Raw genomic sequence first — 15,461 nt, 5'->3', positions numbered from 1 at the left:
CCAGCTACGGGGTCAGCCCGTTCTCGTTTCCGGTCTGCCCCGTGCTCAGGCGCTGACCCCGGCCGCGGTTTTCCCGATCATGGGACGACTCGATAGATCGATAAATTGTCTTTATTTTTACGCTATGTGCATTCAGAGTCTTGATTCGTCTCGAATTCTGTATTATTCTTACCTCCATGCTTGTCAGGCGCTACGTATCAGCTAGTCGGATCGACAGCGTTATCGATCTCGAGAAACTACGATCAGGTGGCAAGTCCTGCCTTGAGCGTGACGCCTCTCAGTTTCTTGCCCTCACCTACCTGACGGAAGACCTCCATGCCATGCTCCGGACTCTGAGCCGCAGATTTGCCCAGGAGCGCACCAAAGGCGACGACTCCCCAGGCCTCGTCCTGGCGGAAGGGGTGAAGGGTCAAGGCAAGTCACATGCGCTCCTTCTTGCGTATCACCTTTTCGCCAACCCCGAGCCGGCACGCTCCTGGATGCAGTCTCACGGATACGCATGGGCCCCACCCAATGATGTGATCGTCCTCGTCGAGAAGTTCACCGACCAGTACCTTCCGTTCGATTCGCTTTGGACATACATCGGGGAGAAGCTCGGCGTCGCTTGGCCACAGGAGCACCCACCTTCGCTCAACGAATTACGCGATGCCCTTCGTGGCCGACACGTCCTGCTCATCCTTGATGAACTGGAACGGGGCATCACCAACATCACCGATCCCGCTCGACACAGTCAAAATCTCAGCTTCCTCCAAATGATCTCGGAGGAGGCGAATCGCAGTCGCCAGGTCACCCTTGTCGCCGCCATTTACAATGGGGCCGTCGAGCCCGGAATCACACTGAAACGCATTCCTCGCGTGGAGCTGCGGTTCAGAAAGGCCGAAGATCGAGCAGCCATCGTTCGGCACCGTCTCTTCTCGAACGCAGCGACATACGATCGCAAGGCGGCGGATGACCTGATCCAATCTTACGTCAATACGTGGCGGCGCTTTGGGGTGCAGGTCAAGGACGACTACCTGGCAAGACTTCGCATGTCATTCCCGTTCCTGCCCGAGCTGATTGATTTGATTTTTGCACGCATGAGTGGAGGTCAAGCATTCCAAGGAACCCGCGGCGCGCTGGGCCTTCTGGGCGCCATGCTCGATGCGGCTGGTGCCACAGTTGGTTTGCTCACCGGGGCTCACTGCAAACTCACTGATCAAGCCTGTGCCGACCGGCTGCAGGATCTTGACCCCGCTGGCACAACGATCTCATGTGCGGCCGGGAATCTGCGTGAGCTGAAAGATCGACCATACGCCGAGGCCATTGCATCGGCCACCCTCATCGCGAGCCTTGTGCCGGCCGGTCATGGCCGTGGGCTTACGAAGGACGAAGTCATCCGGCATGTCGCCGAACCGGGGTGTAACCCCAACCAGTTCGAAGCGTCCCTGGAGGCGTTTCTGCGATACGGGTCCTATTTCCACAAGGAGGAGGATCGCTTCTACTTCGACGTGGAAGAGAACGAGAACGCCAAGGTCGAACTGGAGGCGTTGCGTTCTGGAAGCGACGAGGCGGCCCGCCAACAGCTCATAGAAACCTGGTTGAAGGACTTGTTCAAGGACTGGCAGCAGGCCCTCGTGTACACCGATCTAGAGGCAGCCCGTACGGCCCTCAACGCAATGTCCAAGAAAGGTCCACGGTTTGTCTTGGCCCCGCGCCGTTTGTCCAATCCGGAGCGGCATAATCTTTATCGGGGAGTGGACTTCCGCAACCAAGTCCTCTTACTGGAGCCGCGCGATGCACAGGCCAACCACCTGACGAATGCGGATCTTCTCGCAGCCGCTCGGCGTTACATGGCAGCGAATGCCCTAGCGCCGACAGCCAAGAATGCAGAGCGAAGAGACCGCTACGAGAAGATCGCCAGCCGCGAACGGAAGCTGATTTTGGAAACGCTCAAGCAGGCTGGGCTTATCTACACCAGAGTCGAGCAGTGGGCAGACAGCCCGGATGACAGTGCCTTTGAGATCGAACCGCTCGGCCAAGTCACCAGCCGAGAGGAAGTCGTCAACCACCTTCGCACGCAGGTGTATCCTCAAACGTACTTTGTGGAACACATTCGCGACCGTCTCTCGACCCTCCTGGGACAGACCGTGGAGCAGGTGGATCGGCTCTACCGGACCACGTTGGGCTTTCCCGTTCCTCTTAAGGAAGACATGATCGCCGGCGCGATTCGATGGCTCGTCGAGGACCGGGACACTCGTCCGCTTGGTCTGCAGGGACCGCGGGGCCGAAGTTTCTGTGGAGAATCAGTCGATCTAACCCCGGCTGAGTTGGACGAGGCAATCCTGGTTCCGCCCTGGGCGCCAGCGACGCCCTCCACACCGCCAACGCCAACCCCTCTTCCATCCCCGCAACTGCAATCAGGACTCCCAGACCCGTCACCGGGCCCAACTGCAATTCTGGCCCCAGGACTCCAGATCGACGAAGCCGTGACGCCGCCGTGCGGCTCCCTTGCTGAATTGCGCCAGCAGGTGGCAGCGCGGCTCATCGACGTTGACGGTGCCGCTATTCGGCAAGTGAGTTTTCGGATTCTGGCCACAGCACAGAATGTGGAGCTGTCCGGATACAACTCAGCACTCCGTGGCGCATTGAGCGGCACCGGAACCCTCGATGTCCAAATCGAGCTGACGTGCCCAGGACCCATGACGAAGGCCGATGTTGAAGCGAAGTGCGAGCAACTGCCGCAGATTCCACGGGCCTCCTATTCGGCACGTCTACGGCTCTTGCGACGAAGCGAGGTCGCCTCATGAGTTCCACTGCCGGGACATTGGACCGCGCCCTACTCAATGAGCTGACTCGTCCCGGGTTCAGATTGCCCAGGATCGCGCAGTGGCTCATGAACGAGGTGTGGACCATGGATCGCTATCGGGCGACCGGTCAGAAGCCGGCGGAGTATCTGCGCCAGGGCGAAGCCCTGGTCCACGAACGAGAGAACCTTCTCACGCTCGCGGGTGATTCCCTCTACGATGAGCTGGCGGCAACGCCGCTTGTCAGCCGGTCGATCCGTGCCTTTTGGGACCAGTACCCCGGTGCTTCTGTGGTGATCCTGGACGGGTGCTCCCTGCGCGAGTTGCCTCGCCTGGTCGAACTGGCCGATGCATCCGGGCGGCCCGTGCATGAGCGGAGTTACGGGATCGCCGCCGTTCCGAGCGAGACGGAAATGTTCATTGCGCAGCGCATGGGCCTTGGCTTGCCCGCGCTCGCCCCCTCCGTGCTACCTGGACGGCGTGAGCTGAGCGAGCAGGGCATCCGGGCATATTGGATGAGGCAACCGAGCGAGCGGATTGCCATCGAGGACACGCAGGATGCTGTCTTGCTGTGGGCCAGGTTTCCGGATATGCGGTTTATGGACACCCACGCGGCGACGCCCGAGCTGTTCGATTCCATTTGGGACATGATGCAGACAGTCTGGATCAGAACGGTCCAGGCTCTGCCCTCATCGAAGCCGGTGCTCGTCACGAGCGACCACGGGTACATCTTCCTGGGGCAGGGGTTGAGCGAGCCCAAACTGAACGGCGTGGATAAACCGCTCGATGGAAAACGGTTCCGAGAGTTTGCCCAAGGTGAAACGTTGCCGGAGAAGAGGCCGGGTTTGTGGATCGATCCAGCGAGGCGGCTCGCCGTGGTCGCCGGTCGCGTCCACAACCGCCCGCAGGCCCCGTCCTCGAGCAACTCTCTGTACCGCCACGGCGGGCTCAGCCTCATGGAAATGCTGACCCCGTGGCTGGTGCTAGGCCCAAAGGAGCGAGGAGCATGAAACAAAAAATCGGAACCCTCATTGAACAAGACATCATGCGATTGGCCAAGCGGAAGGCGGCCGAAGAAGGCCGGTCGCTGAGCGATCTGATCCAGGACGCGCTGGTGCAATACCTCCGAAAGGAGCCCGCGACGCCAAAGGAACGGAAACTGGCGTACCAGCTTTTTTGTGAGCGCCCCATGAAAATTCCCCCGGAAGAACTGCGCCACCTGCTCGCCGAGGATATGTGGGAGCTATGAATCTCGACGACATCCCGCGCGGGAGCCACTGCGTGTTGGACACCAATATTCTGATCTACGCGGAGGATGCCGCCTCCCTGCAAACCCAGCGGCTCTTGCGGCGAATCGAGGAGCGCGATGTCACCGCTGTGTTGCCTCAACCGGTGTGGCAGGAAACCATGCACCTGCTCATGGTCAAGGAAGCGATCATGCTCGGGCATGTACGCGGGCCAAACCCCGCTCGCCAATTGGCCGGGAAACCCGACGTGGTGAAACGGCTGAGCCTGTATCGCGAGAAGGTCAGAGCGCTCGTGACCCTCGGCATCGGATTTGAGCCTTGCCATGAAGCCGACCTCATGAGTCATGCCCTGGAGATCCAGGAGCGTTATGGGTTGCTGACGAACGATTCCTTGATTGCGGCGATCGCCCTCCGAATAGAGGCGGACGCGGTCGTATCGGCCGACGTGCGCTTCCGAGTCGTGAAAGGATTGAAGGTCTACGCGCCATCGGATCTGAAATTGCCCTCTGCGTCATGAGCCGGGAAGGGAAAATGGGGACAGGCACCGAGGGAACCGACGCCCTTCTGAAGGAAGCGGGCCCGCCGGAGGTGAGCCAATTCCCCAGTGTCTCTCCCCTTTGCGCCGGAGCCAGTCCCCAGTTGCAGGGCAAGCGCGCGATCGAGGTCGGATTCCCCATCGTCGAAATCAATCGGCTGGCCGTCCCCGAGCGGAATTCTTTCAAGCCGATCTACCAGATGCACAAGTGGTTCGCGCGGCGAGCATCCTGCGTCTTCCGCGCGATCCTGCTCGGCACGCTCAAGCCGGCCCTTCAACCGGACGGCACGCCGACCGACCTGATGGCCGAGTTCTACAAGGACCACTCGAACGATCCCGACACGAAGGATAAGGTGATTCTCGATCCCTTCATGGGCGGCGGGACGACGGTCGTCGAGGCGCTCCGTCTCGGCTGTCGGGTGATTGGGATCGATCTCAATCCGGTCGCCTGGTTCATCGTGAAGACCGAGGTCGAGCCGGTCGATCTGGACGCCCTCAAGGCCGCCTACGAGCGGCTGGCGGCCCGCCCCGTGGCATGGAACGGCGGACGACCTCTGAAGGACACTCTGCTGGGCCTCTACAAAACCGAAATCGCCGAGCATCTCGAAGCCGACGTCATCTATACCTTCTGGGTCAAGTCGGCCATCTGCACAGACCCCAACTGCCGCCGGGAAGTGCCGCTCTTTAAGGACTACATCATCGCGCAGAAGGCGCCGAAGATCCGGTACCACCGGGATGCCGTCTGCCCCGCCTGCAAGAAGACGTTCGATTGGGAGGTGGATGTGGCCTCGTTGATTGCGGAGCCGGCGCTGATGGTAAACGCACCACGCGGCAGCGCAGGCGAAGGACGTTCGACGCAACTCTGGACCTATGCCCCGGAGCCGCCAAAGTCGAGAGGACGAGGCGCCCCCCAGCAGACCGATCTTGAATGTCCGCACTGCCGCAAGGTCGTCCGTGTGCAAGTCCCCAGCGCCAAGAAGCACAGCAAGCCCGTCCAGCTCACCGTGCTGCTGTGTCCCGCCTGCGAAGCCGTCTGGCAGTGGCGCGGGCCTTTGCCGGATGGAGAGGTGGAATGTCCCAGTTGTCGGCATGCCTATGACCCACGGGAGGGCAATGTGCCGGAGAAAGGCAAGTTCCAGTGCGTGTGCGGCCAGAAGGACGACATCATCGCGAGCATTCGGACGCTTCCGCAGGATCAGCGCCTGCCCATTCGCCCCTATGCACTACAGGCCTACCTGCCTCCACGTGAAGCCGAGCCTGATGATGAAGACGATGGGCAAATCTCTCTCCTTGCTGGGTCCGCTATGCCCCCTCTCCCCTTGCGGGAGAGGGCTGGGGTGAAAGGGGCAGTCCCCGTCGGGCTTCTCATTCCCGACAACGGCAAGTTCTTCAAACGCTTCACCGTCTCCGACATGAGGCGGCTTCAGCAGGCCGAGACCCTGTGGGAACGGCACAAGGAACGCTTGCCCTATCCTAAGAGCGCAATTCCATCAGGTGCCGAAACTAATCGGCTGATCGAACACCATTACAACTCTTGGTCCGACATGTTCGCACCCCGGCAACTGCTGGCCCTGAGCACGCTGCTCCAAGGCATCATGGCGGAGGAGGATCAGACGCTGAAGGAAATGCTGCTGTGCGCGTTCTCAGCTACGCTAAACAACAGCAACCTGTTTAGTCGCTACCACAGGTTCACTTATCGAGAAGGAAAAGTCGAAGGTGTTTTCGCTAGGCATGACTTTCAGCCGAAAACGACAATGTGCGAGTCAAATGTCTTAGGAGTCCAGCATGGCTATGGTGCGTTCCTGCACAATTTCCAGAAGTTAATCGAGGGCAAAGGCGACTTTTCAGGTTCTCGCGATGCTTCTATTACCTCTGGGGATGCAGTGCAACTTTACACGCCGGGTTGTGCTCATGTCGTCACAGACCCTCCATACGTGGGAAACGTTAACTATGCGGAACTGGCCGACTTCTTCTATGTATGGCTTCGCCTTGCCCTGAAGGAACGTTATCCCTATTTCGCACCTGAGTACACACCAAAGGCTGACGAAATCATTGAGAATGCGGAACGAGGCAAGGACCAAGAGCACTTTTTCCGGGACCTTGCAACCGTATTTCGGCAGGTGCATGAGAGTTTGCCCGACGAAGGCCTCCTGGTATTCACGTTTCATCACACTGATCAAGAGGGTGTGGTATGGGAAGGATTGTTGGAATCACTCTGCCAGACTGGCTTTGAAATCGCCGCTGTCTATCCAATTCACGCCGAATCCGAAACGTCACTCCATTTAATGGAAAAGGAAAACATCTCTTACGACCTTATCCACGTCTGCCGGAAGCGGCGCGAGGATCCTAGCTCTCGGTCGTGGGCCGGCATTCGGCAGGAGGTGCGCCGAAAGGCCCGTGAGGAGCTGCAGGCCATCGAGCGCGGGCGGTACGGGAACCAGCCACTGCCTGAACCAGACGTCCGCCTCATCTGCATCGGCAAATGCCTCGAACTCTACAGCGCCCACTATGGAAAGGTGCTCGACCACGAAGGCAAGCCACTGCCCTTGCACAAAGCGCTCCAGGACATCTCCGCCATTGTGGACCAGTTGGTCACACGGGATCGCCCCTTGCCGGCTGAATTGGAAACCGTGGATGCCATCTCCTATGTCTGGCTGAGGGTGCTGGCGCCGATCCGGCGCGAAATCACGGTGGACGCGGTGAGCAAGGCGGTCCGGGGCATGCAGGTGAGCGTGGACGATCTGAAAGATGCGGGTCTTTTGGTTCGAGGCCGCGCGGGGCGGGGACGAACCTATGAGGTCAAGCAGCCAAGCGAGCGCCTCGACGAATTGGTACGGCGCTATCAGCCCGTACTGATGGGCAGGCCCGGGCAGGGTGAGCTGTTCACAGGCGAAGGGGAAACCATTTCGCATGACATGCCGCTTGTCGATCTGCTGCATCTCGTCATCGGTCTCGCTACCGCTGGGGATTCGGTGGTGCCTTGGCTTGAACGGTTTGCCGGCCTCCGGCGCCAGCTTCGGGCCGCGCTCAGCTTTGTCCGAGCACTCCGAGCCGACTGGAAGGAGCCGATTGATCGGGTGCTAGCGCTCATCGAGGGAGCGCCGCTCCTCCGGGTGATGGAGGAAGGTTGATGCCGGGGTACCACTTAATCGAGGAACGGATGCTCAAACCCTTTCACCCGGACGGCATCGAGCCGCATCCCAACCGCAAGGGCTTTCTCGACTACCTGCGTGAACTCCGGCAGGAGGCGTTTCCGTTTCCGCGCGGCTATCGGCTGCGGGTCGAAGGCGTGGAGGACGTCTTGTTGGCCGCCGGCGACAGGCTCCAGGAGGTTGAGCGGTTCATCCACGCCATATTGGCGGGGCGCGCCAATGAGTTGGATGCGGTCATGGGGACGAACGTACAGGTGATCTTCCGGCCGCACCTCCAACTGGCCGATGATTTTTGGGTGGAGGCCGGCCTCAATCGGCATTTGAGCCTTCGCCGCATCTTCGGCACACCGAGCCGGCTGCCGGGACCGAACGGCACCGAATTCTTTTTCGTGGGGTTCAATTTGACATGAGCGAACGACTCGCCAGTTACCGCGTTGAAGCCCCTGTCGCGCCAAACGACAAGGTGCGGGTGCCTTCCCACCCCGAGTTGGGCGTGGGCGAAGTCCTGCGCATCGCCGAGACTGCCGGTTTTTATCAGGCCGACGTGGTGTTCGACACGCCCGGTGGGCGGCGGCTTGAGGTTTTTCCGGTCGAACTGCTGGAGAAGACCGGCGATCTCTGGCAGCGGCTGGCCGAGGGTGCATTGGATGATCCGACGAGCTATCGGGTGAAGCAGATTGCCCTGGATCTCGCCCATGCCAACTCCGGCGGCGAGCTCTCCGCCAGCCGGGTGAACCTGCTGCCCCACCAGATTCTGCTGGTCCATGATCTGGTGGCCACCGCCGAGCGGCGGGTGTTGATCGCGGATGAGGTGGGTCTGGGCAAGACCATCGAGACGGGTATGCTGTTGCGTGAACTTCACGCGCGCGGTGAAGCGGATCGTATTCTCATCGTGGCGCCGGCCGGATTGGTCAAGAACTGGCAAAACGAATTGCGCGACTGCTTCCGCATGCATTTCTCCATTCTTAATCATGATTTTACGGACTATGGTGCCGCCTCCTGGGAGACGCATTCCTGGGTGATTGCCTCTATTGATACGCTCAAGCAGCCACGGAGGATTCAGCGGCTGCTGGCTGCGCCACCCTGGGACGTCATCGTCTTCGACGAAGCGCACCATCTGTCACGCACCCGATCCGGAAAGAAGACCGTCACGACCCAGAACTACAAACTCGCGGAAGCGTTGCGGAGCCATACCCGTGACCTGCTGTTCCTGTCCGCCACCCCGCACCAGGGGAACCCCTACCAGTTTTGGTCCTTGATCCAACTGCTCAACGACCAGCTCTTCGCCAGTCCCGACGAGCTCAGCAACCATCGAGGGATCCTCGCTCGGGTGATGATCCGCCGGACGAAGCGGGAGGTCACGGACGCGAGGGGCAATCCCATCTTTCGCCGCCGCCAGGTGCACACCGAGCGGTTCTCGCTCGCGCCCAGAGAGCGGGAATTCTATGACCGCCTTAGCGAGTACCTGCGTGAGGGATACACGGCCGCGGGGATCGATCAAGCCAGGACCACCCGTCAGCAGCGCGCCATCGGCTTTGTGATGGCTACGTTCCAAAAGATCATGTCCTCTAGCCCGCGCGCGATTCGCCAGGCGCTGCGTCGGCGTCTCCTGGTCTTATTGGCCCGGAAGCAACTCGCGCTGGAAGCCAAGCGGCGTGCTGGGGCAGCCACCAGCGAAGCGATTCTCAAGATTCAAGATGAAATGCTCCAGCTCGCCCACGCCATTCTTGGTGAGCAGGCGAGCGACCACAGCGATGCCGAGGCCTATGTGCTGCGCATCCGCCGGCGTCTCTTGAAGCGGATGGAGGAAGATTACGAGACCACGGAGTGGTCGCTGGATGGCGACGAGGAAGCGGAGGAGGGCGTGTATGCCGAAGCCGACATCCCACAGGAAATCGAGAAGGTGCGGGAGCTGATCCGATTGGTTCCCCAGGGACCCGACCGGCGTTTTGACACCTTGTTGCGCGCCATCAGCGAGCTCTCCCGGCAGAACCACGACGAGCGATTTGTCATCTTTACCCAGTACCGAGACACGTTGGCGTTTCTGTCTGAAGAACTTGGAAAGATTTATGGACCATCCCGCATCGCCCGGATCATGGGCGGGCCACTCGAAGACAAGATCGCGGCCATGGAATCCTTCTGGGCTCCTGATGGGGCTCGGTTTCTGATCTGCACCTCGGCGGGTGGAGAAGGGATCAACCTGCAGATCGGCCATATCGTCTTCAATTATGACCTCCCGTGGAATCCCATGGCGGTCGAGCAGCGGATTGGCCGGATCCACCGCTATGGGCAGGAAGAAACTGTCCAGGTCTATAACTTGTTGGCGGAAGACACCGTGGAAGAGCACATCTACGGGCTGCTTGAGCACAAGTTGAGCGACATCGCGCGCTCTATCGGCAAGACAGACGCGCACGGCCGCCCGCTGGAAGATTTTCGCAGCGACGTGCTCGGCTACCTCGGAAGCCATCCAGACTATCAGGACCTGTATAAGCGCGCCCTGATGGATCGTGATTACCGCCGTACGGAGGCAGAGCTACAACGCATGGTCGAAGAAGCGCTGCGAGCCCGTGAAGCACTGGATCGTCTCGCGCAGGACATCGGCCATTTCAACCTGGAGCACTACCGGACTCTAGAGGGACGATATTCTCTACCTGAACTTGGCGAATGGCTGCGCAAAGCCATTCTGAAACTCGGCGGCGGGGCGATTCCGACCGGTGACTTTTGGACGTTCATTTGTCCCGAGCCTTTGCAGCGAAAGTACCGCCTGCTCCCCAGGTACGAGAAGGTCTGTTTTGACCGAGACCTCGCTTTGCGGAACCGCGGATGCGAATTGGGCGGCATGGGGCACTCCCTGGTGGATGCGTTGTTGGAAGAGACACGGTCTGCCACCTTTGCCGGCGATGTGGCCAACTTGCAGACTGGACAGCTATGCGCTCGGTACCTCGTCCGCCGCCGCGACGAACACGGGGGCATTCAGAGTCGCGTGATCACGCTGGCCTATGATCCTGCAAGTGGGGATGTCACAACGCTTCAGCATTTTCCAACCGACCTGCCCGCATCAAGCGAAGCGCAGCAGGCAAGCGAAGGGAGCGGACCGGTTGAGACGCCGATCGATCTGGGGCAGGCCAGACCCGCAATCGAGAGTGCACTGGAAGCCGAGATCAATACCTGGCTCCCCAGCCGGCAGTCGAGGATTGGGTTGAACATTTCATTGGTTGGGCTCAATATGTGACTCCTCGCGGCACACCACCATCAAGAGCCGGCCGGATACGATGCACTCCCACCTTGTCCATCTCAAGCGGGAAGGCCGCCGGTTGACCCCAGACCCTGGCGCGCCACCAAGCGCGTGGCCACCGCCTACCGGCTTACGGGCCAATGGCTCGCGCTGGTAGAGTATCGCGGCTCGGGCTGGGAGCGCATCTTTTGCGCTGGCTGGCAGGCACTGCTTCCTTGGCAACGACTCCGCCCTCTTATGCGATTTGCTGTCTTGATCGATCGGCACGGGGACAGCATCGAGGCGGATTGCCCCCTCGCCACAGGGTCATGCTAGGCTTCGTAGCATGGCGCTCTTCCAAGAGCCTCGTGCCTCCAGGACGCACCCAACGTGCTCTCGGGATGCGGAATCCCTCCGATCTCCGGTTTCCCACAGCCTTCGTGCCGAAGAAATATGCTGGCAGAATGTCCCCTCACGAATCTGCCTTGAGCCAAAGTGAAAAGCCGATGCCTCACACTCTTGCCTGCCCAGACAGCGAATAACCAACACATGCCTGTTCATCCAAATTCGCCCTTTTCGCTGGATGTAGTGGTGCTCTGAAAGAGAGCCCTTCTTACCCATCAATTGTGAAGGCGTTCTACTTGTGTCACTGCAGGGGAGCTGAATCTTGGGTATGGTGAATTTTGGTGGGCCGTGTAGGGGTCGAACCTACGGCCCGCTGATTAAGAGCGTAAACAAGCCGTTTTTTGGTAGGTTCGCTGTTGCAACGGCTTCCCTACTTTTCTCAGAAAAACCAGGTGCTTGGTCGGTTTCTATTGGGTCAATGGATTCTAATGGGTTCTAAGGTTTTTGAAAGTTTCTAGCACAATTTTAGCACGGGTATTCTGTGCAAGTCTCTTCCAAGAACCTCATCACGGCAGAGTCTGGTTGGGGTTGACAAATACACATAATGTGTTGTATTTTGTCAACCTGCCTTGTATCGATGTCTCATCAAAAAATCATCGCTCATCGCCTGAGGCGGCTGAGAATGTCACGAGGCCTTTCGCTGGATGCGCTTGTTGCGTCCATGGGCCATGTTGTCACGAAACAGGCGCTTTCAAAGTATGAGTGTGCGAAGGCGAGCCCATCGCCAATTGTTCTGAACAAGCTTGCCGATACCTTTAAGGTGAAGGCGTCTTATTTTCTGAGAGAGCCTCAAGTCAGTGTTAAGTTCATCGGCTATCGAAAGGCTTCGACTTTACCTAAGAAAGATCAGGGAAGAATTGAGAGCCTTGTGACCCAGGTCTTGGAGGATAGAGTGAATCTTCAGGCCATGACAGGATGGCCGAACGGGAATCATTTGCCGATCCATGCACATCGTATTTCAAAGATAGAAGATACTGAGCGGGCTGCTGAAGAATTACGTGCGAATTGGAACCTTGGGCAGGATCCAATTTCAAGCATGGTTGGTATGCTCGAAGATCATCACATTCATGTCATCGAGATTGATGCCATCGACAAGTTTGATGGCATTTGCGCGGTGGCTGTTGATGAAGCCACCCAGACTCAAGCAGCAGGCCTCGTTACGTCCAAAGGCGTGTCTGGAGAGCGGCAGCGACTGAGCCTTGCGCATGAATTAGGCCATCTTGTCTTGAAGATAGGGCATAACATTGATGAGGAGCAGGCGGCATTCCGGTTCGGAGCAGCCTTCCTTGCTCCTGCACAAGTGGTCTATCGTGAGATTGGTACTAAGCGGGACACTATTCTTAGTGAAGAACTTCTGCTTTTTAAGAAGCGCTTTGGAATGAGCATGCAAGCTCTTGTTCGACGACTGTTCGATTTGGGCATCATCTCAGAGGGGTACTACCGACATTGGATGATGCTCATAAACCGCTTGAAATGGAAACGGAAAGAGCCGGGTGAATTGGAACCTGAGCAATCACAATGGCTTCGGCAAACAGCGCTTCGAGCCTATGCAGAGGGACTGATTACCCGTGAAGAAGTCGAAAGGTTGCTTGGTGAGTCTCTTGATGTTGAGGAACCGCTCTCCCTCATCGAACGACGAGCTTTCATGAAGTTGCCGCTTGAAGAGCGCAGACGGATTTTGTCTGAGCAAGCAGAAAAACTGAAGTCGCACTATTCGCAGGGCGCAGACAGAAGCGATCTCCAGAGTGGAGACTTCGTTGAGTACTAACCCCCCATCGCCTAAGCGCGGTGAAATCTGGCTCGTCAACTTAGATCCGACCCTTGGTTCTGAAATAAAGAAAACACGGCCGGCTGTCATAGTCAGTTCCGATGCGCTGGGTCGGCTCCCTCTCAGGCTGATCGCCCCCATTACTGAATGGAAAGATCATTTCAAGGGAAGCATCTGGCATGTCCGGATTGATCCTGACGGTAGGAACGGTCTCTCAAAGACTTCTTCTATCGATGCCTTGCAACTCAGGGGAGTGGATACTTCCCGGTTTATAAAGAAGTTTGGGAATCTGCCATCGACGGTGATGGAAGAACTTGTGGCCGCAATTGCCGCAGTCGTCGAATATCAATAGTCTCCACGTACCTCCCAAATGAAGGACGCATCGGCAGCATTGGAAGGGAATGGCAAAGACAATAACAGCAGGTTTCGAGCAGCTCCGGGTAAATCTGGAGATAACTGGGCTTCAGGCCACAACTGTGTCGACTCGCCAGATAAATATTCGTACTGCTGTTGAGCAAAGGCTAACCGTTCTCACGTCGTTCTTATCAGGACCCTACAAGCGATCTACGATGATGGATCTTTTGAAATCCTCAGATGCGGATGTTTTCGTTGTCTTAGATCCTCAATACTTTAAAATATTTACGCCAGCAGGCTTGCTCGATAAGGTCCGAACGGTAATGTCACAATTTCGAACTTTTCAAGCGGCCATCGTTTCGTATTCGAAGAAGCTCGCGAGAAGGTTCGTTATAAGATCGCCGATCCTGCTAGATTTGGTGGCCATATCAATCCGCTCAATACGGTTGGCACGGTGGAAGACGCTGTGAGTAGATTTTCGACAGCGCATGATCAAGCTATCAAGGCTGAGGCCTTTGAGTCCAATGGGCGCATTGAAGCGGCTTTTGTCGAGTGGAAAAAGATCTTCGGCAACTATTTCCCAGCGTATGGATGAGGAGCTTCCATGGCTACATCCTTAGTTGATGAAATGCATGTCGAAGCGAGCCGAATCGAAGAGGATGCTCTTTATTCAGCCAAAAGCCACTTCGAGGCCGGTCGTGCTTGGGGGAATGTGCATCTAGGACTTGGTATCCCGACCGTGGTAATTGCGGCGATCACAAGCGCCTCGGCTTTCAAAGAAGAAATTGTTGCGGCCGGTGTCTTGGCTATCGCAGCCTCCGTTTTGTCGGCGATTCCGACATTCTTGAATCCAAGCAAGCGGTCACAACTGCACCACCAAGCAGGGGCTAAATACAACTCACTTCGGAATCGAATCCGCATGTTTCGAGATCTCGATCCGAAGTCAGAAGCAGGGGAGACTGATTTGTTGAAATTGCTCAAGTCGCTTGCTCAAGAGCGTGACGACCTCAATTTATCGAGTCCCCAAATTCGAAGATTCGCTTATAAGCGGGCGCACTGTGGCATTGAATCCGGAGAAGCGGCATATAAGGTCGATTCACGGTAGTTCTAAAGGAAGCCCCCGGAAGGCCGGAGGCTTCCCAGTGAAGCGGCTCAGCGCTTCATGGCATGAGCAGCGATCCACTCCTTGGCCTGCTGGGCCACGGTGACGAGCGCCTCCAGGTCATTGAGACCGAACGAGGTCCCGTTGCGCCATTCCCCGGAGTGATCCTTGAACGGCCAGGAGAAGGTCGTTGCGGATTTAAGATTTAAGGGGTCGTTTAAGATTTAAGGGGTCGGGAGTCTTTTCTGAGGCGCGTGGAAGGGGAATGGGCGCACGCAAGGGGCGTGACAGGCGTTCAAGTAGACCGAGTGCGAGGATCAGCGGCCTTGTGACTCGAAGAAAATTCGAACGCGCTGCTAGAGAGCCCACTCTCTCCGAACCTCCCTGTCGTGGGTTCGACTTCTCAGGAGAAAGCTCACTGGTGGGATGTCTCCGGCGGCGTCACATGACGAGAAACCGCAAACGAGCCGCCGGCTCAACCGAAGGGTGGTTTGGTGGAGGGCAGGGGATTTGAACCCCCTCCGTCGCCGGTGCGACCCTGAAGCCTGTCTCACCGCCTCCTACGAAGGGGGCCAGCCCCCTTGTACGATCCCCACGAAGAGGGCACACCCTCTTCGAAACTCCCTGTCGTGGGTTCAACTCCCCTGCGGTGGGTTTTTGGTGGAGGGCAGGGGATTTGAACCCCCGACCCCGACGTTGCGAACGTCGTGCTCTCCCAACTGAGCTAGCCCCCCACCACGCAGCGAGCGAGTAGCGAACAGCGCATAGCCAACAGCGCATCACCCTGATGCTTCGAGCTACCGGCTGTTCACTATGAAAAAGCGAGCGCCGACCTTTTGACCGCAGGCTTTGCCTGAGCGGGATGGCTCGGGCTTCTCGGCTGCGGAGGAGACGGGGAGGA

General features: G+C 58.1%; 10 protein-coding genes and 1 tRNA gene. 10 read left to right on the top strand and 1 reads right to left on the bottom strand.

All coding sequences use genetic code 11. The features are described 5' to 3' along the window. The first annotated feature begins 140 nt into the window (after positions 1 to 140). The 10 genes from AB1555_07855 to AB1555_07810 all read left to right on the top strand — a co-directional run bounded on the left by AB1555_07855 (position 141) and on the right by AB1555_07810 (position 14,563). Positions 141 to 2,786 carry a hypothetical protein gene (locus AB1555_07855; GenBank protein MEW6246608.1) on the top strand — a complete coding sequence of 882 codons (2,646 nt, stop codon included), beginning with the start codon at positions 141 to 143 and terminating at the stop codon, positions 2,784 to 2,786. Next, positions 2,783 to 3,793: a hypothetical protein gene (locus AB1555_07850; protein ID MEW6246607.1), complete on the top strand. Its 1,011-nt coding sequence runs from the start codon at positions 2,783 to 2,785 to the stop codon at positions 3,791 to 3,793. Before AB1555_07855 ends, AB1555_07850 begins: the two co-directional genes overlap by 4 nt. After that, positions 3,790 to 4,032, top strand: coding sequence for a hypothetical protein (locus AB1555_07845; GenBank protein ID MEW6246606.1), 243 nt, complete (start codon positions 3,790 to 3,792; stop codon positions 4,030 to 4,032). Before AB1555_07850 ends, AB1555_07845 begins: the two co-directional genes overlap by 4 nt. After that, positions 4,029 to 4,547: a type II toxin-antitoxin system VapC family toxin gene (locus AB1555_07840; protein ID MEW6246605.1), complete on the top strand. Its 519-nt coding sequence runs from the start codon at positions 4,029 to 4,031 to the stop codon at positions 4,545 to 4,547. The genes AB1555_07845 and AB1555_07840 overlap by 4 nt, the downstream gene beginning before the upstream one ends. Before the next feature lie 14 nt (positions 4,548 to 4,561). Further along, entirely contained in the window at positions 4,562 to 7,696 is a 3,135-nt protein-coding gene (locus tag AB1555_07835) for a DNA methyltransferase (protein ID MEW6246604.1), read from the top strand. After that, positions 7,696 to 8,127: a hypothetical protein gene (locus AB1555_07830; GenBank protein MEW6246603.1), complete on the top strand. Its 432-nt coding sequence runs from the start codon at positions 7,696 to 7,698 to the stop codon at positions 8,125 to 8,127. Before AB1555_07835 ends, AB1555_07830 begins: the two co-directional genes overlap by 1 nt. Then, positions 8,124 to 10,949 (top strand): SNF2-related protein, encoded by a 2,826-nt coding sequence (locus AB1555_07825; GenBank protein MEW6246602.1) that lies wholly within the window; start codon positions 8,124 to 8,126, stop codon positions 10,947 to 10,949. Before AB1555_07830 ends, AB1555_07825 begins: the two co-directional genes overlap by 4 nt. 931 nt (positions 10,950 to 11,880) lie before the next feature. After that, positions 11,881 to 13,104, top strand: a complete 1,224-nt coding sequence (locus AB1555_07820; protein ID MEW6246601.1) for an XRE family transcriptional regulator — start codon at positions 11,881 to 11,883, stop codon at positions 13,102 to 13,104. Next, positions 13,094 to 13,456: a type II toxin-antitoxin system PemK/MazF family toxin gene (locus AB1555_07815; GenBank protein ID MEW6246600.1), complete on the top strand. Its 363-nt coding sequence runs from the start codon at positions 13,094 to 13,096 to the stop codon at positions 13,454 to 13,456. Before AB1555_07820 ends, AB1555_07815 begins: the two co-directional genes overlap by 11 nt. Before the next feature lie 606 nt (positions 13,457 to 14,062). After that, positions 14,063 to 14,563 carry an SLATT domain-containing protein gene (locus AB1555_07810; protein MEW6246599.1) on the top strand — a complete coding sequence of 167 codons (501 nt, stop codon included), beginning with the start codon at positions 14,063 to 14,065 and terminating at the stop codon, positions 14,561 to 14,563. A 655-nt stretch (positions 14,564 to 15,218) separates the two neighbouring features. Here AB1555_07810 and AB1555_07805 read toward each other — a convergent pair. After that, positions 15,219 to 15,294: transfer RNA gene (locus tag AB1555_07805), tRNA-Ala, on the bottom strand. Between the last annotated feature and the right edge of the window lie 167 nt (positions 15,295 to 15,461).

This window comes from Nitrospirota bacterium (assembly GCA_040755395.1).
In the GTDB taxonomy this organism is placed as follows: Bacteria; Nitrospirota; Nitrospiria; order Nitrospirales; family Nitrospiraceae; genus DATLZU01.
The sequence above is the reverse complement of the archived record's forward strand: the minus strand, read 5'-3'. Positions and strand labels throughout refer to the sequence as shown.